The organism is Streptomyces sp. NBC_01474 (assembly GCF_035918215.1).
Lineage (GTDB): Bacteria > Actinomycetota > Actinomycetes > Streptomycetales > Streptomycetaceae > Streptomyces > Streptomyces aureus.
In genome coordinates, this window is the sequence record NZ_CP109449.1 from 1,578,125 (window position 1) to 1,603,241 (window position 25,117).

Consider the following 25,117-nt stretch of genomic DNA (forward strand, 5'->3'; position numbering starts at 1 on the left):
CGGGGGCGGGTCGTACTCCATCGGCAGTAGGACCCAATGCGTGCTCAGGTACGACGACGTGGGCGTCGGAAAGAGAGATCGTAGAGGTATGGAAACCGACCGTTCGCCGCGCCACGGGATGCGCTGCCGCACTGTGAGGTGCGGCCGATGAGCGCACTCACGCTGGCCGTGCTCCTCTCCCTCGTCTCCGCGGTCGCTTACGCGGGCGGCGCGATCCTCCAGGAGCGGGTCGCGGTCTCCACGCCCCAGCACGCGTACGCGCCGCTGCGCCGTCCGGCGTGGTGGTGCGCGGTGGCGCTCAACGGTCTGGGCGCGCTTCTGCACGTGGTGGCTCTGGCGTATGGTCCGCTGAGTCTGGTGCAGCCTCTGGGCGCGCTGACGATCGTGTTCGCGCTGCCGATGGCGGCGCTCTTCGTGCACCGCAAGGCGGGGGCCACCGCCTGGCGTGGCGCGATCATGGCCGCGGTGGGTCTCGCCGGTCTGCTCTCTCTCACGGGGTCGGCGTCCGAGCAGTCTCTCGAAGGCACGGAGCGGCTGATGGTCGCTCTCGTGACGGCCGGTACGGTCCTCGCTCTGATGACGCTCGCCCATGCCGTGCACCGGCACCCCGTCGTGCGGAGCATCCTGCTCGCGGGCGGGGCCGGTGTCGCGTTCGGTATCGCTTCGGTGTTCACGAAGTCCGTGGCGGTGGAGTGGACGGAGGACGGGACGTTCGCCCAGTTCTCGAGCTTCCTGGTGATAGCGGCGCTCGCCACGTCCGGCATGCTCCTGTCCCAGGCGTCGTACCGCGGCGCGGGCCTCGCGGCTCCGCTCGCCACGGTGACCGTCGTGAACCCGGTGGTCGCGGCGGCGGTCGGTCTCACTCTGTTCGGCGAAACGTTCCGATACGGCACGACGGGCACCGTCCTCGCGCTCGCGTGCGGTGTCGTCGCCGCGGGCGGCCTGATCCTGCTGACGACGGAGCGGATCAGCGGGTCGCGCAAGGCGGTGGCCGAGTCGGTCGTCGCAGCGCTGCCCTCTCAGCCCACGCCGACGTCACCGCGCGCCGTCACCGACGGCGAGCCGCTGGTCCGGCGCGTCGGGGCGCCCGCGCGGGAGGCCGGCCCGCGGGGTCGGAAGGGCAAGGCCGGGCCCTATGACGAGTGGTACAGCCCTCGCGACGAGCGCATCAAATCCTGACGCCGTGTGCCCGCAGATACGCCAGCGGGTCGATGTCGGAACCGAAGCCGGGCCCCGTCCGCACCTCGAAGTGCAGATGCGGGCCCGTGCTGTTGCCCGTGGAGCCGGAGCGCGCGATGCGCTGGCCGGCCACGACCCGCTGTCCCGCCTTCACGCTGAGCGCCGAGAGATGGCCGTACTGGCTGTACTTGCCGTCGGCGTGCCGGATCACGACCTCGTAGCCGTACGAGCCGCCCCAGCCCGCGGAGACGACGTGGCCCGCGGCGATGGCCTTGACGGTGGTGCCGGTGGACACGGCGAAGTCGACGCCCGTGTGGTAGCCCTTCGACCAGGAGGAACCCGCCGCGTGGTACGGGGTGCCGAGGCTCGCCGAGACGGGGGCGGTGACGTCCTGGGACGCGGCAGGCTTCTCGGTCCGCGGCCGGGTGGCGGTGGCCGTACCGGTCTTCTTCGCGGGGGCGGTGTCCCGTTTCTGGTCGCTCTTCCTGTCGGTTTTCTCGTGCTTCTCGGTGGGCTTCTCGGCCTGCCGTTCGCGCTTCTGCGGGGCGGCCGGGCCGCCCGGCTTCGCCGCCGGGTGCAGGGCGAGCCGCTGTCCCGGCAGGATGAGGTCGGGGTCCGAGCCGATGGTGCGGCGGTTCGCCTCGTACAACTTCCGCCAGCCGCCCGGCACTTCGCGGGCGTCGGCGATGCCGGAAAGGGTGTCGCCGCCGACCACCGTGTACATCTGGGCGGTGCCCGCCGTCGACTGGGGTGTGACCTCGGGCTTGACGTCCTTCACTGTCCGCTGGGGCTTCTGCCGGACGGTTTCGGTGTGCGGTCCCGGAGTGTCGCCGCCGCGGGTGAGGCCGACGCGGGCCGAGCAGACCGGCCAGGCGCCGGGTCCCTGCCCGTCGAGGACCTTCTCGGCGACGGCGATCTGCTGGTCGCTGGTGGCGCGGTCGGCGCGCGCGGCGTAGGCGGTGCCGCCGTACGCCTCCCAGGTCGACTGCGTGAACTGGAGTCCGCCGAAGTAGCCGTTGCCGGAGTTGATGCTCCAGTTGCCGCTCGACTCGCAGGCCGCGACCTTGTTCCAGGTGTTCGCGTCGGCGGCGTGCGCCACGCCCGCGCCGATGAGAGGGATCGCCATGCCCGCGCTGCCCGCGGTGACGGTGAGCGACGCCCGGTTGATCCGGTTCGGCTGATACCGGCGATGCCGACCGCGTACGGCCATGGAAGCCCCCTCAGACACACGTCAGAAGCGGCAAGTTTGCCGCTCCGGCACTGTCATGACAAGACCCGCACAGGGGTGACACGGCCAGTCAAGAGGGGCCAAGGGGGCGTTCCCCAGGCGTAGTTCGCGTATCAGCCGCGCAACCTCGCCGGCAACCAGTCGAGTTGGGCGGCCTGGTGGAAGGGCCCGCCGCCCTCGTGGTCGTTGAAGGTGTACACCTTGATCGTCTTGTCCTGGCCGGCATAGGAGTTGAACGCCGCGAAGACCGTGGAGGGCGGGCAGGTCTGGTCTTCCAGCGCCACGGAGAAGAGGGCGGGCGCGGTGCCGCGCGCCGCGAAGTGCACGCCGTCGAAGTACGACAGCGTGTGGAAGACCTGCTCGTCGGCACCGATGTGCGCCTTCAGATACAGGGCTATCTCGCGGTACGGGTGGCGTTCGGTGAGGGTGGCCGAGCGGGGGAACTGGCACAGGAACGGCACGTCGGGCGCGATGGCGACGAGGTCGGGCGCGAGGCCGCCGACCGCGATCGTGATGCCGCCGCCCTGGCTGCCGCCGAGGGCCGCCACGCGCGACGCGTCGACCAGGGGGTGCGAACGGGCCGCCTCGACGGCGCGCACGGCGTCGGTGTAGACGCGCCGGTAGAAGTACTCGTGCGGGTCCTCGATGCCGCGCGTCATGAAGCCGGAGTGCGCGGGTCCGCTGCCGACCGGGTCGGGGGTGTCGCCCACCCGGCCGCCGGACCCCTGGCCGCGGGTGTCCATGACGAAGTGCGCGAAGCCGGCCGCGGCCCACATCAGGTTCGTGTGCGGCAGGCCGCGCCCGCCTCCGTAGCCGATGTACTCGACGACGGCGGGCAGCGGCCCGGTCGTCCCCGCGGGCAGGACGAGCCAGCCCTTGACCGGATGCCCGCCGAACCCGGCGTACGTAACATCGAAGACGTCGACCGCGGACAGCGGCACGTCGACCGGGACGAAGCGCGCGTCGAGGTCGTGTTCACGCGCCTCGGCCAGGGTCTTCTCCCAGAACGCGTCGAAGTCCTCGGGCCGCGTCAACGCAGGCCGGTAGGCCCTCAGTTCGTCGAGCGGCAGGTCGAAATGAGGCACGGGCAGCTCCTTCTCCGTAGAGACATCCGTAGAGACCTCCGCAGCGAGTCCTGAGGGCTCGAGAGAGCGTCGCAGCGTCACGGTACGCCTCACCGCGCTACAAATGAACAGGAACGATCATCTCCCTACGTCAGGAGCGACAGGCATGAGCAAGTCAGCCCAGATCGGTGTCACGGGGCTCGCTGTCATGGGGCGCAACCTCGCCCGGAACTTCGCCAGGAACGGCTACACGGTCGCCCTGCACAACCGCACCGCGTCCCGCACGCACGACCTCGTGGCGGAGTTCGGCGGCGAGGGCGAGTTCGTCCCCACCGAGACCGCGGAGGAGTTCGTGGCGGCACTGGAACGGCCGCGCCGCCTGGTGATCATGGTCAAGGCCGGTGACCCCACGGACGCGGTGATCCAGGAGTTCGCGCCGCTCCTGGAGCCCGGCGACATGATCGTCGACGGCGGCAACGCGCACTTCGCGGACACCCGGCGCCGCGAGCGCGAACTGCGCGAGCGCGGCATCCACTTCGTCGGCACGGGCGTCTCCGGTGGCGAGGAGGGCGCCCTGAACGGGCCGAGCATCATGCCGGGCGGCAGCGAGGAGTCGTACGCGGCACTCGGCCCGATGCTGGAGAAGATCTCCGCGAAGGCCAAGGACGGCTCCCCGTGCGTGACGCACGTCGGCCCGGACGGTGCCGGCCACTTCGTGAAGATGGTCCACAACGGCATCGAGTACGCCGACATGCAGCTCATCGGCGAGGCCTACCAGCTCCTGCGCGACGTGGCGGGCTACTCCCCCGCTCAGATCGCCGACATCTTCCGGAAGTGGAACACGGGCCGGCTCGACTCGTACCTGATCGAGATCACGGCCGAAGTCCTGTCGCACGTGGACGCGGCAACGGGCAAGCCCTTCGTGGACGTCGTCGTCGACGAGGCGGAGCAGAAGGGCACGGGGCGCTGGACCGTGCAGATCGCCCTCGACCTGGGCGTCCCGGTGTCGGGCATCGCCGAGGCTGTGTTCGCGCGCTCGCTGTCCGGCCACGCGGACCTGCGCGCCGCTTCGAAGGACCTGGCGGGCCCGACGCCGACCGCACTGAGCGAACCGGAGGCGGCGGCATTCGCCGACCGGGTCGAGCAGGCCCTGTACGCGTCGAAGATCGTGTCGTACACGCAGGGCTTCCACGAGATCACGGCAGGCAGCGAGGCGTACGACTGGGACATCGACCTGGGCGCTGTCGCCTCGATCTGGCGCGGTGGCTGCATCATCCGGGCCGCGTTCCTCGACCGGATCACCGCCGCGTACGACGCCCGGCCCGACCTGCCGAGCCTCCTCGCGGACAAGACGTTCGCGCAGGAGATCGGCGCGGCGCAGGACGACTGGCGTGCCGTCCTGGTCGCCGCGACGGTCGAGGGCGTCCCGGCGCCCGGCTTCGCCGCCGCGCTCGCGTACTACGACGCGCTGCGCGCCGACCGCCTCCCGGCCGCGCTCACCCAGGGCCAGCGTGACTTCTTCGGCGCCCACACCTACCGCCGCACGGACCGCGAGGGCGCGTTCCACACGCTGTGGGGCGGCGACCGGTCCGAGGTGTCGGCGTAGGCACGCGGGGCCGTGCCGCTACATGGGTGAAGGCTCCGGCTCGGGCGGCGCCGGAGCCGGGTCGGGGTTCGGCGGGCCCGGGGACGGCGGGGGCGGCGATGGCCGCGGCGTGGGACCCGGGCCGGGCGACGGAGGCGTCGGGACCGGGGCCGGGAACGGCCCGGGATCGGGGACGTCAGGCCCCGGCGTCGGCGGGGTGACGGGGTCGGGGAAGGGATGCGTCATCGATTCCTCCTGGGGGGTCGGAGGCCGGCCGCGCTCCGGCGGGGCGCGAGCCGGTCCCTGCCACTGTCTCCCGGCACGCGTGCCCACGCCCGCCGGGTCCACACACCGCCCCCGCCGACGCTCAGCCCTTGATACGGGTGAGGCGTACGACGGGAATGTCCCGCTCGGTCTTCTTCTGGTAGTCCGCGTACGGGGCGAAGATCTCTACGAGATGGGGCCACACCCTGGCCTTCTCCTCCTGGGAGAGGGTCTCGGCGCGGGCGGCGAACCGCTCGGTCTCGACGCGCAGCCGCACGTCCGGGTTGGCCTCCAGATTCAGGTACCACTCGGGGTGCTGGTCGGCGCCGCCCTTCGAGGCGACGATCAGGTAGTCGTCGCCGTCACGGTCGTAGATCAGGACCGTGCGGCGCCACTTACCGGAGTGACGCCCCTGGTAGTCGAGCAGCAGACAGGGCGCGCTCATCGGGCCGGGGATCGTGGTGCCCTCGGTGCCGCCGGACTCCTCGTAGAGGCGGGCCTGCTCGGCGACCCAGCCGGTGGGGCTGATCACGACGTCGGTGCCGGTCTCGTCCTGGGCCATCTGACTCTCCTCGTTCAGCTCAAACCGGTCGCATGCGGTTCAACGCGTTCAACTCGGCTCAGCGTAGGCCGTGTTGTCCGCCGCCGCGCGCAGGCCGGGGCGGGGGCTGGAGAGGACAGGGACCGTCGCGGTGGTCCGGTCGGCGGCGGGTGCCATGGAGGCCTGGGCGAGCACGACGACGTCGACATCGGTGAGGGCGTCCACGGCGGCGGCAACGAGGTCCCGGTACCCGTCCCGGTCACCGGCCTCGAAACGCTCCCAGGCCCCTGCCACCAGCACCGTGCGTACGGCGACGGGGCGGCCGGCGCGGGCGGCCTCCTCCTCTACGAGGGCGACGGTCGGCGCGAGGGTGTTCTCCAGCGTGGCGACCACGGCGACGACCCGCCCGGCTTCGACCGCGGCGGCGGCCATCGGCCGGTCCACGCGCAGGACGGGGACGCCGACGGCGGCGGACTGGGCCTCGGCGACGCCGCCGATGGTCGAGCACGTGCAGAGCACGGCGTCCGCCCCGTCGGCCACGGCGGTTTCGAGCAGCACGCGCACGTCGTCCGCGACGGCGTCGGGCCCGGCGGCCCTGGCCCGTTCGAGCAGGCCCTCGTCCACGACGTGGCGCAGGGCGAGACCGGGGTGGTCGGTGTCGCGCAGGGCGTCGAAGACGGGGACGTGGACCGGGGAGGTGTGCAGGAGAGCGAGGGTCACGCGGTCACCACTTGGCCGGGTCGTCGGCGAGCGCGCGCTGCGCGGCGTCGAGCAGCTCGGGCGGGGCGACGGGGGCCTCTCCGGGGTGGCGCGCGGCCCACTCCACGACGAACGGGCACAGGGGCGCGACGGCGATGCTCTCGCGGGCGGCGATGGCGTACAGCTCACGGGCCATCGATCCTGCGATGCCCCGGCCCTCGTGCTCGTGCTCCACGACGGTGTGCACAGGCACGAGGGCTCTCTCGGGCGTGTCGAGGACGAAGTACTCGATGTACCCGAAGACGGCACCTTCGGGCTCTCCCGCCGCAGTGGCCACGAGGAGACCCTTGTCCCGTTCGTCGCGGATCTCGATGTCACTCATGGGGGTCTCCTCGTGTCTGCGGCGGGACGGTCAGCCGCTGGTGGCCGCCACCGCCTGAGGGCTGCGCTCCGTGTCCCCGCCGGGAACCGGCTCGGACGGGTCGGCGCCCAGGGCCACGATCCGGTTCTCCCGGTCCACGTGCACGACCTGGGGCCGCAGGGCACGCGCCTCGGCGTCGTCGACCTGAGCGTAACTGATGATGATCACGAGGTCACCGGGGTGCACGAGATGGGCCGCGGCCCCGTTGATCCCGATGACACCACTCCCCCGCTCGCCCTCGATGACGTACGTCTCGAGGCGGGCGCCGTTGTCGATGTCGACGATGTGAACGAGCTCGCCGGGCAGCAGGTCGGCGGCGTCGAGAAGGTCACGGTCGATGGTGACGGACCCGACGTAGTGCAGGTCGGCCTGGGTGACGGTGGCGCGGTGGATCTTGGACTTGAACATGGTGCGCAGCATTCAGCACTCCCGAAATTCGCTCCCTGCCCGCCTTTTTGCAGGTCAAGGGCGTTCTGCACTCTACACCGGCACACGTCGGACCAGAAGATTGTGACGAGACGTCGGTTCACTCCGGGGAGAGGGCTCCTGCCTGCGGTTCCGCGCGAACCAGGCTGTTGTGACGTCGTCGGCCAAGCGCCTGTTCGGACACCCGTCTCGGAACGTGCGGGGACTGATGCTGATCAGAGGCTGCCCTAGTTGACGACACATCAAGCCCGGTGGCCCCACACCCGTCGCCGTACTCGGATCGGCAACTCAGATCACGTACTCAGGCCCCGCGCCCGGGTCAGCTGCTTCAGTTCGATGATGGTCGCGACGGCGTGCAGCCAGGCGGCCGCGGTGTCGTCCGCGGCGATCCCGCCCACGAGTTCGGTGCCGGCCCGCAGCCACTCCCGTACGAGGACGGCCGCCTCCCGGTGGGGCAGGGGCTCGGGCAGCTCCGCGGCGCGGGCGAGTCCGCCGGCGCGCACGGTGTCGGCGAGGAAGGCGACCGAGCGCGGCTCGGTGCCGAGGCGGTCGAGGATGACGGCTGCGGCCGCTGCGCCGTCGCCGAACAGGGTGGTGCGCCGGGTGCCGGGCGCGGCGGTGAGGCCGTAACGCAGCAGGACGGTGATGTCGAGCCGGGCCAGCTCGTCGTCCGTGCGGTCCGGCGGGTACGGGGCGTCGTCGTTCATGGCGGGGCCTCGGGTGTCTCGTCTCATCTGACTGGTCCGCTGCGGCTCAGTCGACGGTGACGGTGTAGGTGATGCGCTCGGGGGCCTGGGAGGGGGTGGCCGTCCCCGTGGTCGGGGTGGCGGAGGGTGCGGTGGTCTCGGGGGGCCGGGCGGAGGTGTTGCCCTGGCAGGTGGTGAAAGTGCAGTGCAGCAGCGTGAATCGGGTGGTCCCCTTGCCCTTGGCCTCGAAGGTGAAGGTGAGCCTGCCGCCGGCGCCGGCCACCGGCTCGTCACCGGAGTCCGACGCGGAGTCCTGGCCGCGGCTGATCAGCACCGAGCTGTCGGGCTCGGGGTCGACCAGGTACCAGTACTCGCGGGTGGAGGCGTTCTGGTCGACGGTGAGCGTGAAGCGCTCGCCCGGCTCGGCAGTGATGCTGGTGTCCTTCACCGGGTGGCTCGTGGTGCCCGAGGGGTGGCTCGTGGAACCGCCGGCCGGTTCGTCGCTGCCCGAGCCGCAGCCCGTGGCGAGAGCGAGGAGCGCGGTCGCCGCGATCACGGCACCGCCCCTGCTACCGCGGAAGATAGACGCTGTACGCGTTGGGGAGATCACTGGTGGAAGCCTTGCCCATGTGGCCGTTGATGAAGTCGTCCTCGCTGACCCAGGTGGTCGTGCCCCAGGGGTTGTACACCTGAAGCATGTCACCCTCCTGGGCGATGATGGTCATGGCGTGGGCGCCCTCCTTGCCCGAGACGTCGACCGGCACCGGCCGCCCCTGCGCCACCGACTTCTCGACGTCGGCGAGGACCGCCCTGCGGTCGTCGGCGCTGTTCAGGTCCTGACGTTGGTAGTCACTGCCGGTGGCGCTGCCGACGGCGGTGTCGTTGATCCGTTCCTGCCCCTCGGACCCCATGCCGCCCCAGTTCTTGCCGCCGTCGCCTTCGGTGTGCAGCCGGTGCTGTTCGGCCACCAGGCGCTGCTTGAAGGCGTCGGGGTCGTCCTGCTGTCCGTCGGGGCCGCCGGTGAGGTCGAGCGCGTAGAGAGGGTCGACCATGGCGCGGGACGTGACGGTGGACGAGGCCACGCAGGTGCCCTCGGAGCCGTCGCCGCCTTGGATCCACCGCTGGCCGTCGAAGGAGACGTCGTCCTTGTTGTTGTTACCGCCGTCCGACGCCAGGCCCTCGTCGTTCATGCTGTCCGTGGCGGTGACCACGGGAGTGAGATGCCGGCGCAGCCAGTCGGGGTCCTTGCCGTGGATCTTGTCCTGGAACGTCCCGATCTCGGCGACACTGTGGCCGGCGGCCAGGGCCTTCATCAGGTAGGCCCGCTCCTGCGGGTTGTCCGCCTTCGCGAGCATCCGCTCCATGGCCGTCTCGTCGTCGAGGTTCAGCAGGTCCATACGCGTCGACGCGCGCGCCAGGTCGCCGGCCGTGAGGATCTCGTTCAGCTCCGTGTCGGCGCCCGCGACGCCGGTGTCGGCGAGCATCAGCTTGTCGACGGCGGTGAGTTCGCTGGTCTCCATCTTCCCGGCCCGTGCCTCGGCGGCCCACTTGTTCAGGTCCCGGGCCGCGACGCGGGTGGCCTCCTGCGCGTCGGAGACGGCGGTGTGCATCAGGTCGACCGCGTAGGAGCCGAAGTGGGCGGCGTTCTTGCGGTCCCACTCCTCCTCGTCGTTCTCGTGCAGGTCGTCGAAGAAACCGTCCTTGCCGCCGAGCGTCTTCTTCTGCTCCAGCAGCTGTCCGCGGCCCTGCTCGTCCTTGCGCTGCGCGGCGCCGATCGCGTCGGCCAACGTCAGCAGCACCGTCGCGCAGCCCTGGAACGCCTCGCTCATCTGGGTCGCGGACCGTCCGGCGGCGTTCACCACGTCGGAGGCGAGGACGCTCGTGTCGCCGACCCACACCTCCGGAAGGCCCTTGCGGCCCACCCGGTCGACCTCGTCGAAGACGCTGCCGACCGGGTCGACCTGGCCGCGGTAGAGACTTGCCAGGCCCTCCAGCACGCCCTGGTCGCCGCCCGGTTCGGGCACCGAGAGGGCGTCGTCGATCAGGTCGAGGAGGTCGTTCTTGCTTCCGGCACCGAGCATCTTCTTGGACAGCCCGGCGAGCCACGCGAGGCGGAAGGAAGGGGAGTCGAGAGGAGAGGAGAAGAAAGACACCGGCCCGTTCCTCAGTAGCTCGACAGGGCCGAGGCGCGCCCGCCCTGCGTCGATGTGTCGGTGAGGCTGCTCGTGCCGCCGACGGGGACGCTGTCCGCGCGCGTCTTCACCAGGCCGTCGGTGCCGTGGTAGGTCTTCTTGGCCAACTGCACCTTGCCACCGAGCTCGTGCAACGCCGACGCCAGTGTCTTGGCCTCCGCTTCCCAGGCCTTGACGAACGCGTTCAGCGCCGACGCGGCGTCGTCGCCGCCGACATCGCCGTACGAGTAACTCGTGCGGGCCTTGACGGCCGAGCTGACGCCGTCCATGTCCGTGCCGGCGTCGTCGAGTTGCTGGGCCTGGCCGGTCATACCTGCCTTGACCTGGTAGCCGTCCGAGCCCACCGTGCCTCCCCCGTATGCGTTCGATCACGACCGCGGGCAGGCTAACACGCACTGTTTATATGAAGGTTCACGCGTCGTCCGCCACGCACACCTCCTCCACATCACCGCCCCACCGGGCGCCTGGGCGCTCATCCGGGCCCGGGCGATCGGTTGCAACTCGCCGTAGCGTGCGGCGCGTTCGAGGGAAGGGGTGGCCTATCTCTCGCGGACGCACTTCGGTGCTTGGACTCCCGTCACGGTGTCGTCCGCTGTGGGATTCTTCCGGGGCTCTGCGCCCTGAGATCCCGGTCACGTCACGTCGGGGCGAAAGGGAGGTGAGGAAGATCCGAGAGCGCGATTCCGTACTGCGAAGGGCTCCTCGGACTCCTGCCCGACCAGGGATCGAACTCACGGCTACAGAAACACGTCCAGTGGTACTTCCTGCCCCAGCCCGATCTCGGCCCAGATCGTCTTGCCCTGGCGGTCGTAGCGCGTGCCCCACATGGCCGTCAGCTGAGCCACCAGGAAGAGGCCGCGCCCCCCTTCGTCCTCGTCGCCGGCGTGGCGGAGATTCGGAGAGGTGTGGCCCCCGTCCGAAATCTCACATATCAGTGTGCGGTCGACATCCCGAAGCAGGCGCAGGGAGACAGGGGGCCGGCCGTATCGGATGGCGTTGGTGACGAGTTCGCTCACGACCAGCTCTGAGACGAACGCCGCCTCGTGCAGCCCCCAGTCCTCCAGCTTCTCCCGGACCAGTGCGCGGACTCCGGCCACCTCGGCCGGGTCCGAGGAGACATCCCAGGAGGCCACGCTGTCCTCGGGAAAGGCGTGGACGCGCACCAGCAGCAGCGCGGCATCGTCATCGGCGGATCCCGGGGCACACAGAGAGACGACCTCATCGCACGCTTTCTGCAGGGACCCGGCAAAGGCGTCCAGGGCGCCGCACAAGTCCGCCACTCCCTCGTCCACGTCCCGGCCGCGCACCTTGACGATTCCGTCGGTGAACAGGGCGAGGACAGCACCCTCGGCGAACTCGAATTCCACGCTCTCGAAAGGCAGCCCGCCGATGCCCAGTGGGGGACCTGTGGGCAGGTCGAGCGGTTCAGCGTGCCGGGTGCCTGTCGCACGGCCGGTGGCGACCGGCGGGAGGTGGCCCGCGCTGGCCACGGCGCAGGTACGGGAGGTGGGGTCGTACAGGGCGTACAGGCAGGTCGCCCCGAGCGCCCTGTCCGTCCCCTCGTCGCCCGGCGTCCGGTGTATTCCGACGCGCGCCTGCCCCACCAAGTCGTCGAGCCGGGTGAGGAGTTCGTCCGGCGGCAGGTCCAGGGCGGCCAGTGCCCTCACGCTCGTGCGCAACCGTCCCATGGTGGCCGCGGCGTCCACCCCGTGCCCCACCACGTCACCGACCACCAACCCGACGCGGGCGCCCGACAGCGGAATCACGTCGTACCAGTCGCCGCCGACTCCGAGAGGACCGGTGGTGGGGATGTAGCGGTGCGCGACCTCGATGCCACTCGGTTGCGGTAGTTCTCGCGGGAGGAGGTCGCGCTGCAGTTTCAGCGCCGTGGTGTGCTCGCGGACGTAGCGGCGAGCGTTGTCCACGCACACCGCGGTGCGCGATGCCAGTTCTTCGGCGAGGGCGCGGTCCTCCTCGGTGAACGGTGCACGGGGCGGCTGCCGCAGGAGGGTGACCGTGCCGAGCGTGCTGCCGCCCAGGAGCAGGGGCACGGCCAGCAGGCGTTGGTGCGCGCTCATCGGCCGACTGCCGATGACACCCAGCAAGGCGTCACTTTGCGCGACGGAGGGGGCGCTCGTGGTGCGCTCCGCCATGAGCCGTAGCCCCGTCGGTGCACCGGAGGCCGAGGACGGGGCCATTTCTCCGGCCAGGACCGACTCCGCGACCTCGATCCGTACGGAGTCGGCGAGATCCGGGACCACGAGCCCCGCGAGTTCCTCCGCCGTTTTCCCGACGTCGAGCGTGGTACCGATCCCGCTGGCTCGGCTGAGCAGCGCCAGGCGAGTCTGTGCCTCGTAGCGATCGGTGACATCGACGGACGCCTCGCAGACGCCCAGGGGGTGGCCCGCGTCGTCGTGCAGGCGGAAGTACGAGCACGAGTAGACCCGGTAGTACTCGCAGGTGGCGGGGGTGGGCCCGCGCCAATGGACGTCGAGCACGGCTTCGCCGGTGCGCAGCACTTCCTCCAGTACCTCCTCCGTCTCGTGGTAGCGAGGAGGGGACAGGATGGTGCCGTGCGGATAGAGCACCCTGTTGGCTCGGCCCTCCCATTCACCGGCGCGCCAGCCCATGACCTGCTGCACGACGTCGTTGGCCCAGTTGAGGTGGGCGTCAGGGCCGTAGACGCTGAGCCCCACGGGAGCCTGGGTGAAGAGTCCGGACAGCATCGACTGGTCGGTCACCCACTCCTGATAGCGGTCGCTTGCCGCCGCCATCAGGACCCAGGCGGGCCTCCCCCGGTCCTGCTCGACCGGAAAGATGCGCAAGACCGTCTCCACCAGCGCCCCGTCCGGGCGTCGAACGGTACGTCTCTCGGTCCGGGCTTCCCCGGGGTCCGGTGCCCCCGCTGCCCCGAAGCCCTGCAGCGTGTCGCCCCGGAGCCGAACATCCGGCAGAACCTCGCTCACCGAGCGGCCGAGCACATCTCGGGTGTCGGCACCGTAGAGATTGCGGGCTCCAGGACTCCAGCCAGTCACTCTCCCCTGCGCATCCAGCACGATCATCGCTGCTGTGGTCGTGTCGAAAGGGTTCTTATGACCGGTCTCGCATGATGCGTGCATCGTGGCCATGCGACCTGCCCAGTACTGAAATGTCTGAATTCAAGGCTACGCCTGCGGCCCCGCGGCACGGCTTCGCCGCAGGTCACCGCCGCTGCCCGAGCGCGGGGACGTCGAACATCCCTCGCCGGACCCCACTCGCGGTCGACGTGGCCCGCCATGCCGTCCAGGCCTTCGGCGGCCTCGGCTTCGCTCGCGAGTTCAGCGCGGATGGTCCGCCGGGACCGGTCGAGGCGATCTACCGCGACAGCAAGATCGGCGAGATATACGAGGGAACCGACGAGATCCACAAGTGGATCACCGCCCGGAACACCTTCGGCAAGGAGCTCACCGGATGAGGTGGCAGGCCGCACCCTGGCCCTGTCCGCGGGAAAGGACGCGGGCGTCAGCCCGTCGTCAGGGCGAAGATGAGGACGGTCAGGGCCCAGCACAGGGCCACGAGCGCCGCGCCTGCCACGTCGACGCGTACGTGGCGGGTCCGGCCGGGCCGGAGCCAGAAGGTCAGGGCCCGGTTCACCAGCGGCATCAGCAGCCAGGTCAGAATGCTGACGCTCAGTATGTTGCTGAAGAACAGACCGAGGTATCCGGGGACGCCCAGGACGTCGAACTCATGACCCACGGTCAGATTCAGGACCATGACGGTGGGATAGAGCGCCAGCACGACGGTCATGGCCTGTTTCCAGTTGGGCGGGACCTCCTCGCCCTCGTCCGAGCCGAACCGGAACCAGCCGCCGAACGCCGTCCCCACCTTGCGGACCTCGTAGGACGCGAAATAGTCACGCCCCTTCTCCAGAAGGCGCTCCCTGGTGCTGGAGTCCAGCCAGGCGTCAAGATGTTCACGCGTGTCGTAACGGAAAACGACCACCCAGTGGTCCTGGATTCCCTCGACGGGCTTGAAGAATTCCGTTCCCATGAAGCCCGGATATTTCTCCTGCTCCCTCAGGACCTTTTCCTGCCAGCGCTCGAATTCCTGCTCCCTGCCCGGCCGCACGTCGTGCGAGATGACGGCCGTGACCCCCTGCTCCCGGTCGGGCTCCTCGATATGGCCACCGGCGAGGACTTCCTGGGTCGGGGGGCCGTCCAGCAAGGCGCTGCCTTCGGCGAGCAACTCGCGGCGGACGGCGGAGTCCAGCCACGCCGTGAGCTGGTCCGTCCCGGCGAAACGGAACACGACAACCCATTCGTGATCCTCGCCCGATCCGGGAGGATAGGTCTCCGTTCCCTTGAACCCGTCGAAGTCCCGAACGGCCCGGTTCACCTTTTCCTGCCAGCGGTCGTACTCCTCGTCGAGTCCGGCCCGCACCTTCTGGGAGGTCACGACGGTCGCACTGCCGCTTGCACGGATACCCATACGGCGTAGTCTAGTTCACAGGGAATTCCAACGACACTTGAATTCTCACGATGCTCGGGGAATATCCGTCGCACGATTGCCGCGCGAGAGACCGGTCTCCATGGACCTCAACACCATCACGGAAGTCGTCCGGCGCCCGCTCGACCGGCCCGGCGCGGACTGGCGCGAAGGCGATGCGTGGCTTGCGGGCGGTACCTGGCTGTTCTCCGTGGAGCAGCCGAGTCTGCGCCGGCTGGTCGACCTGACGGCGTTGGGCTGGGATCCCCTCGTCGCCGGCCGCACCGGCCTCGAGATCGGCGCGACATGCACGATTCGCGATCTTTATTCCTTTGCTTTTCCGGATGAGTGGACCGCGGGCCCTCTTTTCGCGAAAAGCTGCGAAGCTTTCTTGTCCTCGTTCAAGGTGTGGAATTCGGCGACCGTGGGCGGCAATATCTGCCTGTCCCTGCCTGCCGGGCCCATGATCACGCTGACGGTCGCGCTGGAGGCACGGTACGAGCTGTGGGCTCCCGACGGTTCCACGCGCACCGTCGATGCCCTCGACTTCGTGACCGGCGACCATCAGAACGTGCTCGGCCCCGGGGAGATCCTGCGGCGCGTCGGCATTCCGGCCCACGCCCTGAGGAAAAGCACCGCCCACCGCCGCTTCGCACTGACCCGTCTCGGCCGTTCGACGGTGTTCCTCGTCGGCACTCAAACACCGGGCACGAGCGACCTGTTGCTCACCGTCACCGCCGGTACGACACGGCCTGTGCGCCTCGCGTTCGATGCCCTGCCCGATGCCTCGACGCTGCGGCAGAGCCTGGACGCCATCCCCGCCGGCCTCTGGTTCGCGGATCCCAACGGGACCCCCGATCACCGCCGCCATCTGACGAAGTACTTCGCCGAAGAGATTCGACGCGAGCTGTCGGCCGGTGACGTGCCATGACGTACGTCGTGAACGGCAAGAACTTCGACGAACAGCCGGGCCCTGGCCAGTGTCTGCGGACTTTCCTGCGATCGCTCGGCCACCACGGCGTCAAGAAGGGATGCGACGCGGGCGATTGCGGCGCGTGCACGGTGTGGCTGGACGGCGCTCCGGTGCACAGCTGCATCACCCCCGCCTTCCGCGCTGAGAACCATGAGGTGACCACGATCGAGGGGCTCGGGTCTCCCGGGCAACTGCACCCGATGCAGCGGCAGTTCCGCGAGGCCCCGGGGTTCCAGTGCGGCTTCTGCACCGCAGGGATGATCATGACATCGGCCACCTTCACCGAGGCACAGAAGGCGGACCTTCCTCGCGCACTGAAGGGCAACCTCTGCCGTTGCACCGGCTACCGGGCCATCGAGGACGCCGTGAAGGGCGTCACCGGCGTCGAGACCGCCACGCCGGGAAAGGCCGTCGGGACGAGCGTCGGCGCCCCGGCGGGCGATGAAGTGGTGACCGGGCGCGCCGAGTTCACGATGGACACCGATGTCGAGGGCCTGCTGCACCTCAAGGTGGTGCACTCGCCGCACGCGCACGCACGGATCGTGTCGATCGACAAGAGCGCCGCGCTGGCGGTGCCGGGTGTGCATCGCGTCTACACCTGGGAGGACGTGCCGCGCAGGCGGTTCTCCACGGCGATCCACACCGACCACCTCGTCGATCCGGACGACACGTACATCCTCGACGACAGAGTCCGCTTCGTCGGCCAGCGCGTCGCCGCGGTCGTGGCCGACACGGTCGGCGCGGCGGAAGAGGGCTGCCGAAGGGTCGAGGTGGAGTACGAGGAGCTGCCGGCGGTGTTCGACCCCGAGGCCGCGATGGCCGACGGTGCTCCCCAACTGCACGGTACGGACGACCCGTTCGTCCGCGATTCCGTCCGCAACATCCTGCTGGAGATCCATTCGCACATCGGCGATGTCGACGCGGGGTTCGCCGAGGCCGACGTGATCCATGAAGGAACGTACTCGTCGCCGCGTGTGCAGCACGCGCATCTCGAGACCCACGGCTCGATCGCCTGGGTGGAGAACGGCCGGTTGAACGTGCGTACCAGTTCGCAGTCGCCGTCGATCGCGAAGGTCAAGCTCGCGCATCTCTTCGCGCTGCGCCCGGATCAGCTCCGCGTGTTCTGCAAGCGGGTCGGTGGCGGGTTCGGCGGCAAGCAGGAGGTCATCTCGGAGGATCTGGCGGCGCTCGCCGCCCTGGACACCGGGCGGCCCGTCTGCTTCGAGTACACCCGCGAGGAGGAGTTCACGACGGCTTCGCCGCGGCACCCGATGAAGCTGACGGTCAGGCTCGGCGCGAAGGCGGACGGCACGCTGACAGCCGTCCAGGTCCGCAATGTGTCGAACACGGGCGCCTACGGCAACCACGGCGGCGAGACCCTGTACGCGGGCGGCGCCGCCATCATGATCTACCGCTGCCCCAACAAGAAGTTCGACGGGTTCTCCGTCTACACCAACACCGTGCCGAGCGGCGCGCTGCGCGGTTACGGGATGACGCAGCCGGCGTTCGCCGTGGAATCGGCGATGGACGAACTGGCCCGCGCCCTGCACCTCGACCCGCTCGAACTGCGACGGCGCAACATCGTGCGGCCGGGCGACCCGCTCGTCGCCATGCACGACGGCCCCGACGACGTGATGTTCAACGAGAACGGGCTCGGCAGGTGCGTCGATCTCGTGGACCACGCCATGGCCCGTACGGTCAGCGAGCCGCCGCCCGGCCCCGGGTGGCTGGTGGGGTCCGGGGTCGCGAGTTCCCTGCACGAGACCGCGCCCCCTACCGAGCACCTCTCCGAGGCCTGGGTCACCCTCGGCGACGACCTCGTGTACGAACTGGCCATCGGCACGGTCGAGTTCGGCGAGGGCACGTCGACCGCGCACGTCCAGATCGCGGCCAACCAACTGGGGACGACGCCTTCGCGCATTCGCCTCGTGCAGTCGGACACCGACCGCACGGGATTCGACACCGGCGCGTTCGCGAGCGCGGGACTCTTCGTGGCGGGCAACGCCGTACTCCGCGCGGCCAACGCCGTACGCGACCGCATCCTCGAATTCGCCGCCGCGCACACGGGTGTCCACGTGGTCATGTGCTCGTTGGGCGACGGGGAAGTCGTCTGCGGGGACCAGCACGTGCCGCTGGCCGAACTCGTCGCGCTGGCCCGCGCGCGCGGCATCCGGTTCACCGCCGCACGCAAGGCCTACGGATCGCCCCGAAGCGTCGTGTCCAACACGCAGGGGTTCAAGATCGCGGTGCACCAGGTGACGGGCGAGATCCGCATCCTCTACAGCGTTCAGGCCACCGACGCGGCCGTCGTCATCAACCCGGCGCAGGTCCGGGGTCAGGTGGAGGGCGGGGTGGCCCAGGGCATCGGCTTCGCGCTGACCGAGAACTACCAGGTCGACGCGGGCGGAACCATGGCCAACCCGAACCTCCGCAACTACCGCATCCCCACCTACGCCGATGTCCCCCGCACGGAACTGCTCCTGGTGAAGTCGGCGGATTCCTTCGGGCCCATGGGGTCGAAGGGGATGGCGGAATGCTGCATCAACCCGGTGGCCCCCGCCCTGGCGAACGCGCTCCACGACGCCACGGGTGTCCGCTACCGCGCACTGCCCCTGACGCCGGAACGCATCTACAGCCGGCTCAAGGAGAACCGGTCGATACGGACGGCCTGAGCCTCGCCCTCGTCCAGCCTTGTCTAGGTATCGGGTCAGCACCCCGTACATGGAAACCCGGCGACAGCATCAGTCCACAAGAAGCCGGCGGGCCGGAAGCGTCCGTCCCAGGCGGGCCAGCGGGGACAGCGCCATCAGCAACGGGGACAGCAGCATCCCTGCAGCCGTCACCGCGAGGCTGACGCGCAGCCCCCATTCCTCCGCGAGGAAACCGCCGAGCAGCGAGCCGAGCGGGGTCAGGCCCATGCCGACGAAGGTGATGGTCGCCGCCGCCCGGCCCTGCATCCCGTCCGGGGTCAGGGCCTGCCGGACGCCCATCACGGTGACGTTCACCAGCTGGCCGAAGGTCCCGAACACGAGGCTGACCGCGACGAGGGCGAGAACCGTTCCGGCGGAGGAACCGTGCAGCGCGGGCACGAACAGGAACGCTCCGTCGCCGAGTGCCGCCGCGGACACGAGCACCACGCCGTGCCCGAAGCGGCCCGGCAGGCGGGCTGCCAGCAGCGAGCCGAGGAGCGCGCCCGGCCCCGTGGCCGCGAGCGCGAGACCGACCTCCGTGCCGGACAGGTGCAGTTCCCGTGGCAGGAAGAGCAGATAGACGGTCATCGTCGCCGCCAGCGAGAACTGGAAGGCGGCCGAGGCGAGGCACACGGCCCGCAGCGAGGTGTCGCCGACGACGAAGCGGAGGCCCTCGCGGATCCGCCGCCACACCCGCGGAGGGCGCCGCGAGGGCGGTTGAGCGGGCTCCCGGAGACGCTGCGATCCCTCTTGCGTGGGCTCCTGGACCGACTCGCCGCGGCGGATCCGTCGGATCGACAGGAACGACAGCGCGAAGAGGAGAGCGCCGGACGCGGCAGCGATCGGCGCCGTCAGGAGTGAGACCAGCGCCCCGCCTAGTGCGGGGCCGGCGATCTGGGCGGCGGAGCGGCTGCCCTCCAGCGCGCTGTTGCCCCGCACCAGCTGATCGCGTTCTACGAGCCGTACGAGAGATGCCTGGTAGGCCACGTCGAAGAACACGGAGAGGGCGCCGACGGAGAAGCCGGTCACGAGCAGCGCGGGCAGGCCGAGCGCGCCGAGGAGCCCTGCCGCGGCGGCGGCGCCCAGGACCAGCGCGCGGCCCGCGTCGGCCAGCACCATCACCGTGCGGGTGCGCCACCTGTCCACCCACGCGCCGACCAGGAGCGAGAGCAGCAGGATCGGCGCCTGCCCCACGGCGCGCAGGACGCCCAGCTCGCCGGCGCCGGCGTCGAGCGTCAGGACGGCGCAGAGCGGCAGCACCACCAGTGTTGTGTGTTCTCCGAGTTGGGAGACCGTCTGGCCCACCCAGAGTCGGCGGAAGTCGCGGTCCCGCCACAGGCTTGGGGAAGCAGGTCGGCCGGAAGCGGATACCCCGGAGGAATCGGAGGGCGCTGAGGACTCAGAGGAACCAGAGGGCGCGGAGGGCACAGGGATCCCTTGCAGTGCAGACGACGAGGCTGCCACCGGGTGCGCAAAAGGCGCACCGACGGTTCAGGCGGGAGAGAGCTCGCTGTGCCACACGACAAGGGCAGCACGCGATGACGGGCCGATCACGGCCTGCAGCGTCAAAGCGTGCGCGTACGACCGGGCATTTCTCACTCCTCTTGGGTTGCTCGCCGCCCCGACACTAGCCCGTACCGAAGGAGACCGACATGGGAAAAATCGTGATCAGCGAGAACGTCTCGCTCGACGGGGTCGTCCAGGACCCGACCGGCGAGGAGGGCTTCGGGCGCGGGGGCTGGTTCGACCGGATGGCGGACAAGGACCGGCTGGAGTGGACCAAGGTCGAGTTCGACGAGGCGCTCGGCACGAAGGCGCTGCTGCTCGGCCGGAGGAGCTACGAGTGGTTCGCGGCCCGGTGGCCGGCCCGGAGCGGCGCGTGGGCGGAGCGGCTGAACGCCCTGCCCAAGTACGTCGTGTCCTCGACCCTCGTCGACCCCGAGTGGAACAACTCGACGGTCCTCGACGGCGAGGTGGTCGCCGAGGTCTCGAAGCTGAAGCAGGAGCTGGACGGGGACATCGTCGTCTATGCCAGCCGCAGGCTCGTGCGCACGCTGCTCGAGCACGGTCTGGCCGACGAGCTGCGGCTGATCGTCCACCCGGTCGTGCTGGGGGCCGGCGAGCGTCTCTTCGGCGAGACAGGCGCCGAGCTGCCGCTGCGCCTCCTCGACACCCGCACCGTCGGCGACGGCCTCGCGGCGCTCACGTACGGGATCGTCCGGGACGCCCAGGGATACACGGCCTGAACCCGGGTCGCCCCGCGGTGCGCCGCGCCTCCTCCGCGGTCACGATGAAGGAGGCGTCACAGAAGATGGCGTCACAAAGGGACCACCCCCCTTTGCATAATCATTCTTTGGGATGCATACTCTTCCTATGTCTAAGGTTCTCACCTCCCTTCCCGCCGGCGAGCGCGTCGGCATCGCCTTCTCTGGCGGCCTCGACACCTCCGTCGCGGTCGCGTGGATGCGCGACAAGGGTGCCGTCCCGTGCACCTACACCGCCGACATCGGCCAGTACGACGAGCCCGACATCGCGTCGGTGCCCGGCCGTGCCAAGACCTACGGTGCCGAGATCGCGCGCCTGGTCGACTGCCGTGCGGCACTGGTGGAGGAGGGCCTGGCCGCGCTCGCGTGCGGCGCGTTCCACATCCGCTCGGGCGGCCGTGCCTACTTCAACACGACGCCCCTGGGCCGCGCCGTCACCGGCACCCTCCTGGTACGGGCGATGCTCGAGGACAACGTCCAGATCTGGGGCGACGGCTCGACGTTCAAGGGCAACGACATCGAGCGGTTCTACCGTTACGGCCTGCTGGCCAACCCGCATCTGCGCATCTACAAGCCGTGGCTCGACGCCGACTTCGTGACGGAGCTGGGCGGCCGCAAGGAGATGTCGGAGTGGCTGGTCTCCCACGACCTGCCGTACCGCGACAGCACCGAGAAGGCGTACTCGACCGACGCCAACATCTGGGGCGCCACCCACGAGGCCAAGACGCTGGAGCACCTCGACACCGGCGTGGAGACCGTCCAGCCCATCATGGGCGTGCGGTTCTGGGACCCGTCCGTGGAGATCGCCGCCGAGGACGTCACGATCGGCTTCGAGCAGGGCCGCCCGGTGACGATCAACGGCAAGGCGTTCGCCTCCGCCGTCGACCTGGTCATGGAGGCGAACGCGATCGGCGGCCGCCACGGCATGGGCATGTCGGACCAGATCGAGAACCGGATCATCGAGGCGAAGAGCCGCGGCATCTACGAGGCCCCGGGCATGGCGCTGCTGCACGCCGCGTACGAGCGCCTCGTGAACGCGATCCACAACGAGGACACCCTCGCCCAGTACCACAACGAGGGCCGGCGCCTCGGGCGGCTGATGTACGAGGGCCGCTGGCTGGACCCGCAGGCGCTGATGGTCCGCGAGTCGCTGCAGCGCTGGGTCGGCTCGGCCGTCACCGGCGAGGTGACGCTGCGGCTGCGTCGAGGCGAGGACTACTCGATCCTCAACACCACGGGCCCGGCGTTCAGCTACCACCCGGACAAGCTGTCGATGGAGCGCACCGAGGACTCGGCGTTCGGCCCGGTGGACCGCATCGGCCAGCTCACCATGCGCAACCTCGACATCGCCGACTCGCGCGCCCGCCTCGAGCAGTACGCGGGCCTCGGCATCGTCGGCACGACGCACCCCGAGCTGATCGGCGCCGCACAGGCGGCGGCGACGGGCCTGATCGGCGCGATGCCGGAGGGCGGCGCCGAGATCATCGCTTCCCGCGGTGAGGTCTCCGAGGAGGACGAGCTCCTCGACCGCGCCGCGATGGAGTCCGGCACCGACTAGCACCGACAGGCAGGGCGTGAGCGAGGAGGAGTGGGTGGCCGCTGCGGCCACCCACTCCTCCTCGCTCTTTCGAGGCGACTACGCGGCTTCCACCACGTCCGCCGGGTTCGCGAACTGTGTGCGGTACAGCTCCGCATACCGGCCGTCCTCGGCGAGGAGCGTCTCGTGGGTACCGCGCTCCACGATGTGGCCGTCCTCGACCACCAGGATCTGGTCGGCCGACCTGATCGTGGACAGGCGGTGGGCGATCACGACGGCGGTACGGCCTTCGAGCGCCTCCGCGAGCGCTTCCTGCACGGCCGCCTCGGACGTGTTGTCCAGGTGGGCGGTCGCCTCGTCGAGGATGACGACGCGCTGCCGGGCGAGGAGGAGGCGGGCGATCGTCATGCGCTGGCGTTCGCCGCCTGAGAGGCGGTAGCCGCGCTCGCCGACGACGGTGTCGAGGCCGTCGGGCAGGGAGGTGACCAGGTCCTCCAGGCGGGAGCGGCGAAGGACGTCCCACAGGTCGTCCTCGCTCGCTCCGGGCCTGGCCAGGAGGAGGTTGGCGCGGACACTGTCGTGGAAGAGGTGGCCGTCCTGGGTGACCATGCCGAGGGTCTCGCGCAGGGATACGGCGGTCAGGTCGCGGACGTCGATCCCGCCGATGCGTACGGCGCCCTCGTCGGTGTCATAGAGGCGGGGCATGAGCTGGGCGACGGTCGACTTGCCGGCGCCGGAGGTGCCGACGAGGGCGACGGTCTGGCCGGGTTCGGCGCGGAACGAGATGCCGTGCAGGACCTCGGCGCCCCCGCGGGTGTCGAGCGAGGCGACCTCTTCGAGAGAGGCGAGGGAGACCTTGTCGGCGGACGGGTAGCCGAAGCGGACGTCCTCGAACTCCACGGCGACCGGCCCCTCGGGCACCTCTCGGGCGTCCGGCTTCTCGTCGATCAGCGGCTTGAGGTCGAGCACCTCGAAGACGCGCTCGAAGCTGACGAGGGCGCTCATGACCTCGACGCGGGCCCCGGCCAGGGAGGTCAGCGGCGCGTAGAGGCGGGTGAGGAGCAGGGCGAGGGAGACGACGGCTCCCGCGTCGAGGGTGCCTTCGATGGCGAAGTAGCCGCCCAGGCCGTAGACGAGCGCGAGGGCGAGGGCCGAGACGAGGGTGAGCGCGGTGATGAACGCGGACTGCGCCATGGCCGTGCGGACGCCGATGTCCCGTACGCGGGATGCGCGGGCGGCGAACTCGGCGGACTCGTCACCGGGCCGGCCGAACAGCTTGATCAGCGTGGCGCCGGGCGCCGAGAACCGCTCGGTCATCCGGGTTCCCATGGCCGCGTTGTGCGCGGCCGCCTCGCGCTGGAGCCGGGCCATCCGTGTACCCATGCGCCGCGCGGGCACCACGAACACCGGCAGGAGTACGAGGGCGAGGAGCGTGATCTGCCAGGACAGCGTGAGCATGACGGCGAGGGTGAGGAGCAGGGTCACGACATTGCCGACCACGCCGGAGAGCGTGTTGCTGAACGCTCTCTGCGCGCCGATCACGTCGTTGTTGAGCCGGCTGACGAGGGCGCCGGTGCGGGTCCTCGTGAAGAAGGCCACAGGCATGCGCTGCACGTGGTCGAAGACGGCGGTGCGCAGGTCGAGGATCAGACCCTCGCCGAGATTGGACGAGAGCCACCGGGCGACGAGGCCGAGGCCCGCCTCCGCGAGGGCGATCACGGCGATGAGGAGTGCCAGGCGGATGACGGTGTTCTCGTGCTTGCCGGCGACGATGGCGTTGACGACGTGCCCCGCGAGAACGGGGGTCGCCACGGCGGTCAGGGCGGTGACCACGCTCAGGACGACGAACTGGGTGATCCGGCGCCGGTGCGGACGCGCGAAGGCTGCGATGCGGCGCAGGGTGGCGGGGGCGAAGGGTCGGGTGTCCTGCTGGGCGTTCATGACGCTGTGCAGCTGCGTCCACGCCGTGGTCTCCATGCTCATGAAGTAGACGGTAAGACCTAAAGCAAAGTTGAGGTCAACAGAAGGGTTCAATTCTCGGTGGGGGCGTCTGGGAGGGGCGCGGGCGACGTGCCAGGCTGGGCATCACCCAGTGACGATCACTCAGGAGGGTCCGGATGCCGGTCCGCGTCGAGCGCCGAGGGCATGTCACCACGGTCGTACTGTCCCGCCCCGAGGTCCGCAACGCGGTCGACGGGCCCACGGCCGCCGAGCTGGCCGCCGCCTTCAAGGAGTTCGACGCCGACGAATCCGCACGCGTAGCGGTGCTCTGGGGCGAAGGAGGCACGTTCTGCGCGGGCGCCGACCTCAAGGCCATCGGCACGGAGCGCGGCAACCGGGTGGCCGAGGAGGGCGACGGGCCGATGGGCCCGACCCGCCTGCGGCTGTCCAAGCCGGTGATCGCCGCCGTGAGCGGGCACGCGGTGGCCGGCGGTCTCGAACTGGCGCTCTGGTGCGATCTGCGGGTCGCCGAGGAGGACGCCGTGTTCGGGGTGTTCTGCCGGCGCTGGGGTGTACCCCTCATCGACGGCGGCACGGTGCGTCTGCCGCGGCTCATCGGCGAGAGCCGCGCCATGGACCTGATCCTGACGGGCCGCCCGGTACCCGCCCCGGAGGCGTACGCGATAGGGCTCGCCAACTGCCTTGTGCCGCCCGGCCGGGCGCGCGCCGAGGCGGAGGAGCTCGCGGAGCGCATCGCGGACTTCCCGCAGGCCTGCATGCGCGGCGACCGCGCCTCCGTCCTGGACCAGGCGGGCCAGGACGAAGAGGTGGCCATGGTAGGTGAACTGCGTTACGGGACAGCCGTGCTGGAGGAGAGCCTGAAGGGGGCCGCGCGGTTCGCGTCGGGGGCGGGGCGGCACGGGTCGTTCACCGACACGTGACCCGCCGCCGCGCCCGCCCCCG

At 70.3% G+C, this 25,117-nt stretch carries 22 protein-coding genes; 8 read left to right on the forward strand and 14 right to left on the reverse strand.

All coding sequences use genetic code 11. The features are described from left to right. Positions 1–147: 147 nt before the first annotated feature. Positions 148–1,179 (forward strand): DMT family transporter, encoded by a 1,032-nt coding sequence (locus tag OG758_RS07510; RefSeq protein ID WP_326709241.1) that lies wholly within the window; start codon positions 148–150, stop codon positions 1,177–1,179. Here the strand turns inward: OG758_RS07510 and OG758_RS07515 are convergent. Both OG758_RS07515 and OG758_RS07520 read right to left on the reverse strand, forming a co-directional pair. Next, positions 1,169–2,389 (reverse strand): transglycosylase family protein, encoded by a 1,221-nt coding sequence (locus OG758_RS07515; RefSeq protein WP_326709242.1) that lies wholly within the window; start codon positions 2,387–2,389, stop codon positions 1,169–1,171. The two genes, OG758_RS07510 and OG758_RS07515, sit on opposite strands and share 11 nt — an antisense overlap. Before the next feature lie 131 nt (positions 2,390–2,520). Beyond that, positions 2,521–3,492 carry an acetylxylan esterase gene (locus OG758_RS07520; RefSeq protein ID WP_326709243.1) on the reverse strand — a complete coding sequence of 324 codons (972 nt, stop codon included), beginning with the start codon at positions 3,490–3,492 and terminating at the stop codon, positions 2,521–2,523. 145 nt (positions 3,493–3,637) lie between these two features. Between OG758_RS07520 and gndA the strand changes: the two genes are divergently transcribed. Next, the gene (gene gndA / locus OG758_RS07525) at positions 3,638–5,077 is read left to right on the forward strand and encodes an NADP-dependent phosphogluconate dehydrogenase (RefSeq protein WP_326709244.1); all 1,440 of its coding nucleotides are present in this window, start codon (positions 3,638–3,640) and stop codon (positions 5,075–5,077) included. 346 nt (positions 5,078–5,423) lie between these two features. Here gndA and OG758_RS07530 read toward each other — a convergent pair whose 3' ends face one another. From OG758_RS07530 to OG758_RS07570, 9 genes are all read right to left on the reverse strand, one after another. Further along, the gene (locus OG758_RS07530) at positions 5,424–5,882 is read right to left on the reverse strand and encodes a nitroreductase family deazaflavin-dependent oxidoreductase (RefSeq protein ID WP_100592938.1); all 459 of its coding nucleotides are present in this window, start codon (positions 5,880–5,882) and stop codon (positions 5,424–5,426) included. Between the two features lie 48 nt (positions 5,883–5,930). Next, the gene (locus tag OG758_RS07535; protein ID WP_326709245.1) at positions 5,931–6,581 is read right to left on the reverse strand and encodes an aspartate/glutamate racemase family protein; all 651 of its coding nucleotides are present in this window, start codon (positions 6,579–6,581) and stop codon (positions 5,931–5,933) included. 4 nt (positions 6,582–6,585) lie between these two features. Then, positions 6,586–6,942, reverse strand: a complete 357-nt coding sequence (locus tag OG758_RS07540) for a GNAT family N-acetyltransferase (protein WP_326709246.1) — start codon at positions 6,940–6,942, stop codon at positions 6,586–6,588. Positions 6,943–6,972: 30 nt separating this feature from the next. Next, on the reverse strand, positions 6,973–7,401 hold the full coding sequence (panD, locus tag OG758_RS07545) for an aspartate 1-decarboxylase (RefSeq protein ID WP_116506146.1): 429 nt from the start codon (positions 7,399–7,401) through the stop codon (positions 6,973–6,975). Between the two features lie 299 nt (positions 7,402–7,700). Next, positions 7,701–8,141, reverse strand: coding sequence for a hypothetical protein (locus OG758_RS07550; RefSeq protein ID WP_326709247.1), 441 nt, complete (start codon positions 8,139–8,141; stop codon positions 7,701–7,703). Positions 8,142–8,160: 19 nt separating this feature from the next. After that, positions 8,161–8,649 (reverse strand): protease inhibitor I42 family protein, encoded by a 489-nt coding sequence (locus tag OG758_RS07555; RefSeq protein WP_326709248.1) that lies wholly within the window; start codon positions 8,647–8,649, stop codon positions 8,161–8,163. A gap of 13 nt (positions 8,650–8,662) precedes the next feature. Next, positions 8,663–10,246, reverse strand: a complete 1,584-nt coding sequence (locus OG758_RS07560; RefSeq protein WP_326709249.1) for a peptidoglycan-binding protein — start codon at positions 10,244–10,246, stop codon at positions 8,663–8,665. Positions 10,247–10,257: 11 nt separating this feature from the next. Beyond that, the gene (locus OG758_RS07565; protein WP_326709250.1) at positions 10,258–10,629 is read right to left on the reverse strand and encodes a hypothetical protein; all 372 of its coding nucleotides are present in this window, start codon (positions 10,627–10,629) and stop codon (positions 10,258–10,260) included. A 393-nt stretch (positions 10,630–11,022) separates the two neighbouring features. Next, positions 11,023–13,413 carry an ATP-binding SpoIIE family protein phosphatase gene (locus tag OG758_RS07570; RefSeq protein WP_326709251.1) on the reverse strand — a complete coding sequence of 797 codons (2,391 nt, stop codon included), beginning with the start codon at positions 13,411–13,413 and terminating at the stop codon, positions 11,023–11,025. A 20-nt stretch (positions 13,414–13,433) separates the two neighbouring features. Here OG758_RS07570 and OG758_RS07575 point away from each other — a divergent pair, with 20 nt between their 5' ends. Further along, complete coding sequence (locus OG758_RS07575) at positions 13,434–13,739, forward strand: acyl-CoA dehydrogenase family protein (protein WP_326709252.1); 306 nt, start codon at positions 13,434–13,436, stop codon at positions 13,737–13,739. Between the two features lie 47 nt (positions 13,740–13,786). Here OG758_RS07575 and OG758_RS07580 read toward each other — a convergent pair whose 3' ends face one another. After that, complete coding sequence (locus tag OG758_RS07580) at positions 13,787–14,752, reverse strand: antibiotic biosynthesis monooxygenase (protein WP_326709253.1); 966 nt, start codon at positions 14,750–14,752, stop codon at positions 13,787–13,789. 100 nt (positions 14,753–14,852) lie between these two features. On the opposite strand from OG758_RS07580, the gene OG758_RS07585 reads away from it, so the two are divergent. Then, positions 14,853–15,680 carry an FAD binding domain-containing protein gene (locus OG758_RS07585; protein WP_326709254.1) on the forward strand — a complete coding sequence of 276 codons (828 nt, stop codon included), beginning with the start codon at positions 14,853–14,855 and terminating at the stop codon, positions 15,678–15,680. Beyond that, positions 15,677–18,394: a molybdopterin-dependent oxidoreductase gene (locus OG758_RS07590; RefSeq protein ID WP_326709255.1), complete on the forward strand. Its 2,718-nt coding sequence runs from the start codon at positions 15,677–15,679 to the stop codon at positions 18,392–18,394. Before OG758_RS07585 ends, OG758_RS07590 begins: the two co-directional genes overlap by 4 nt. Positions 18,395–18,463: 69 nt before the next feature. On the opposite strand, the gene OG758_RS07595 is transcribed toward OG758_RS07590, so the two are convergent. Next, on the reverse strand, positions 18,464–19,750 hold the full coding sequence (locus tag OG758_RS07595) for an MFS transporter (RefSeq protein WP_326715841.1): 1,287 nt from the start codon (positions 19,748–19,750) through the stop codon (positions 18,464–18,466). Positions 19,751–20,064: 314 nt separating this feature from the next. On the opposite strand from OG758_RS07595, the gene OG758_RS07600 reads away from it, so the two are divergent. Both OG758_RS07600 and argG read left to right on the forward strand, forming a co-directional pair. Then, positions 20,065–20,658 (forward strand): dihydrofolate reductase family protein, encoded by a 594-nt coding sequence (locus OG758_RS07600; protein ID WP_326709256.1) that lies wholly within the window; start codon positions 20,065–20,067, stop codon positions 20,656–20,658. Positions 20,659–20,785: 127 nt separating this feature from the next. Next, positions 20,786–22,234: an argininosuccinate synthase gene (gene argG / locus OG758_RS07605; protein WP_326709257.1), complete on the forward strand. Its 1,449-nt coding sequence runs from the start codon at positions 20,786–20,788 to the stop codon at positions 22,232–22,234. A gap of 78 nt (positions 22,235–22,312) precedes the next feature. Here argG and OG758_RS07610 read toward each other — a convergent pair whose 3' ends face one another. Continuing rightward, a complete protein-coding gene (locus tag OG758_RS07610) occupies positions 22,313–24,196 on the reverse strand; it encodes an ABC transporter ATP-binding protein (RefSeq protein ID WP_326709258.1) in 1,884 nt (627 codons plus the stop codon). A 134-nt stretch (positions 24,197–24,330) separates the two neighbouring features. Here OG758_RS07610 and OG758_RS07615 point away from each other — a divergent pair, with 134 nt between their 5' ends. Next, positions 24,331–25,095 carry a crotonase/enoyl-CoA hydratase family protein gene (locus OG758_RS07615; RefSeq protein ID WP_326709259.1) on the forward strand — a complete coding sequence of 255 codons (765 nt, stop codon included), beginning with the start codon at positions 24,331–24,333 and terminating at the stop codon, positions 25,093–25,095. Positions 25,096–25,117: the final 22 nt, after the last annotated feature.